At 44.8% G+C, this 3,140-nt stretch carries 3 protein-coding genes and 1 pseudogene; all 4 read left to right on the top strand.

The annotated features are described in order from the left end of the window. Positions 1 to 471 (top strand): indole-3-glycerol phosphate synthase TrpC (locus tag F6J99_RS43650; RefSeq protein WP_293123350.1); only part of this gene is annotated, 471 nt, incomplete at its 5' end. 66 nt (positions 472 to 537) lie between these two features. Further along, positions 538 to 822 carry a DUF5340 domain-containing protein gene (locus F6J99_RS43645; protein WP_070394016.1) on the top strand — a complete coding sequence of 95 codons (285 nt, stop codon included), beginning with the start codon at positions 538 to 540 and terminating at the stop codon, positions 820 to 822. Between the two features lie 385 nt (positions 823 to 1,207). Continuing rightward, the gene (locus F6J99_RS43640) at positions 1,208 to 2,362 is read left to right on the top strand and encodes an alanine--glyoxylate aminotransferase family protein (RefSeq protein ID WP_070394017.1); all 1,155 of its coding nucleotides are present in this window, start codon (positions 1,208 to 1,210) and stop codon (positions 2,360 to 2,362) included. Between the two features lie 528 nt (positions 2,363 to 2,890). After that, positions 2,891 to 3,140, top strand: a pseudogene (locus F6J99_RS43635) (glycosyltransferase); the annotation flags it as partial.

Raw genomic sequence — 3,140 nt, 5'->3', positions numbered from 1 at the left:
GACGTGCCTTTGCTGTGTAAGGAGTTCATCATCTATCCCTACCAAATGTACATGGCTCGTAGTCACGGAGCAGATGCAGTTTTACTGATTGCAGCCATCCTTTCCGATCAAGACCTGCAATACTTTATCAAAATTGCTCAGACTCTGTCGATCACTCCCTTGATCGAAGTCCATACCCAATCTGAATTAGATCGAGTATTATCTCTCGATGGAGTTACCCTAGTAGGTATAAACAATCGTAACTTGGAAGATTTTTCCGTCGATTTACAAACAACCTGTCAATTACTAACAGCAAGGGCTAACCAACTACTCGAACGTGGCATTCTGGTAGTCAGTGAATCAGGGCTTCATACCAACGCTCACCTTGATCAGGTAGCATCTGCCGGAGCCACAGCCGTCCTCATTGGTGAGTCATTGGTAAAACAGCCAGACCCAGCAGTTGCTATTGCCAGCTTGTTTAGCCATCAGTGACCTATACCCCAAAAAAATAGTCCATTGTGATGGCAAACTCCGACTCACCGAGGTACAGGAAATTTCATGGATCCAATTCCCCTTCCATCTTATATTCACTACGAACTGCTGCTCCAACTGCTAGAGCGCCAAACAGCATTTGCTACCAGTCAAAACCCCCAATTGCGAGAGCAGGTTCATCAATTGATCAGTACTCTGCGTAAAGCCCTAGTTCAGCAGAAGCAATTAGAACAAAGCTGTCAGCGAGCCAACTTGCCAATGGAGTATCGCTGGTCTCTCAACAGCGTCAAGTTGGATGCCCATAACTCAAAAAATGGTTTACCGGATTCAGCAGGAAGACTCCCCCATTAAATTGTCAACAAATTGTCAACTTCATAAAAAAAAACTAAGAAATTTAGTCAGAGTATCTCATTTGAGCCAATATATTTTGAGATTGTTACCTACTCCTGAGGAGCGTTACTCCCACTGTCGGCATCAATAACACATGCTCCTAACTGCAGGGTGTCAATATACAAAGACTTGAAGGCAAGTTTAAATCTAGCGCGGCTGGGTTGGTCGTGTAAGCATGGGTGGGGATAACCTCTCCCATGCTCCGGTGGTGAAACGCCAAATTAACCCCTAAATTAACCTTGAATTTCCGGTTTTGTCCGGTAAGACCCAAGACTTAATCGGTCAGTTCAGAGTAACTAACCAATCATCAGATTACAACAACCCTAGATACCAAGACTAACTAAAGATGGAAGACAAGCTCAAACTAATGATTCCTGGCCCGACGCCAGTACCAGAACAAGTATTACTGGCCATGGCCAAACACCCGATCGGACACCGTAGTCCCGAATTTAGCGAAATCATGGCAGAGGTCAATGAAAACCTCAAATGGCTACACCAAACCAAAAATGATGTCTTGACTGTAACCGCTAGCGGTACCGGAGTCATGGAAGCTGGCATTATTAACTTCCTCAGTGCAGGCGATCGCGTTTTAGTTGGTTCTAATGGTAAATTTGGCGATCGTTGGGGAAAAATCAGTACTGCTTTTGGTCTGGAAGTGGACACCATTACCGCCGAGTGGGGTAAGCCTCTAGATACCGAGCAGTTTCGTGAAAAGCTAGAAGCTGATACCGAAAAGCAAATCAAAGCCGTAATCGTTACCCACTCTGAAACCTCTACTGGCGTTCTCAACGACTTAGAAACCATAAATCGTTACGTCAAAGACCACGGTGAAGCCCTAATTATTGTTGATGCCGTTACCAGCCTTGGAGCAGTCAATGTTCCCATTGATGAGTGGGGTCTGGATGTAGTAGGCTCTGGTTCCCAGAAGGGATACATGATTCCCCCAGGACTAGGATTTGTCAGTGTTAGTCCTAAAGCTTGGGAAGCCTACAAAACAGCTACCCTGCCCAAGTTTTATCTAGATTTAGGGACTTACAAGAAATCTACAGCTAAAAACAGCAATCCCTTTACCCCGCCAGTGAACCTAGTCATTGCCCTACAGGCTGCACTGCGCATGATGCAAAGAGAAGGGTTAGAATCGATATTTTCCCGTCACCAGCTTCTGATGCAAGCAACCCGCGCCGCTGTCAAAGCCCTATCATTACCTTTGTTTGGTTCTGATGAGTATGCTAGCCCAGCCGCCACTGCAGTTATTCCCACATCAGTAGAGTCCGAACAAATTCGTTCTGTGATGAAAAAACGCTATAACATTGCTCTAGCTGGGGGACAAGACCACTATAAAGGAAAAATATTCCGCATTGGTCACTTAGGTTTTGTCAGTGAGCAAGATATTCTTGCTGTCATTGGTGCTCTCGAAGCCACCCTTCAGGAATTGGGACACCAATCCATGACACCAGGAGCAGGTATTGCAGCTGCTGCTAGTGTCTTTGCTAAGAGCTGATTAACAGTTTATGGTTGATGGTTGACGGTTGACTGTGTTCTGCGGTAAAAGGTCAACCGTTGGCCTACGGCCACGCTACGCGAACAACTCCTAATAGTCTTTTTAATTTTTAATCAAACCTCCCTCACCTACGTTCAGCAAGGATGGGGGAATAATTCCTAATTGAGTTCAACACCACGATCACATCCCAATTCTCAATTCCGACCCAATTCCCAACCCAATTCCCAACCCAACAACATACCCAATTCCCAAGTTTTCCTGATCAGTACCAAATCCTGAGGAGTTAATTAAAGAAGTTTTGCCTCTGCCGAGATCATCCTAAATAACCGCCCAAATCTGTTATCCCCTTACTGGGAAAAAAGATTTAACTTGATCAACAGATTTTTTTTAACTCTCAAAGCCATGCCCAGTAAGGATTTCAGCATCAGTTAAATGCCAATTACCATAACAAGTTCGCAAGAGCCGAAGGGTTTAACTGGTCTGACGTAGAATAAAATACATGGGTGATGTGAGGGTATGCAAAAGCCAATGTTTGAAACAGCTGAACAATTTCCTGTCTTGGGGTTACCCGTTCACCTTTTAGACAACTACAGTCAATTCTTAGACGATCGTCTCACTAAAGGTCTAGGTAGTCATGTAGTAACTCTAAATGCCGAAATGGCAATCCAGGGAGAGCGGAACCCTGAGCTAGCTGCCGTTATCAAGCAGGCAGAATTGGTGATTCCTGATGGGGCAGGTATTATATTTTACTTACGACTCCACGGTAAAAAAAAGCAGA

The sequence above is a fragment of the Moorena sp. SIO4G3 genome, from assembly GCF_010692305.1.
Classification (GTDB): Bacteria; Cyanobacteriota; Cyanobacteriia; order Cyanobacteriales; family Coleofasciculaceae; genus Moorena; species Moorena producens_A.
Note: the sequence above shows the minus strand (reverse complement) of the source record. Positions and strands in the feature narration are given on the sequence as shown.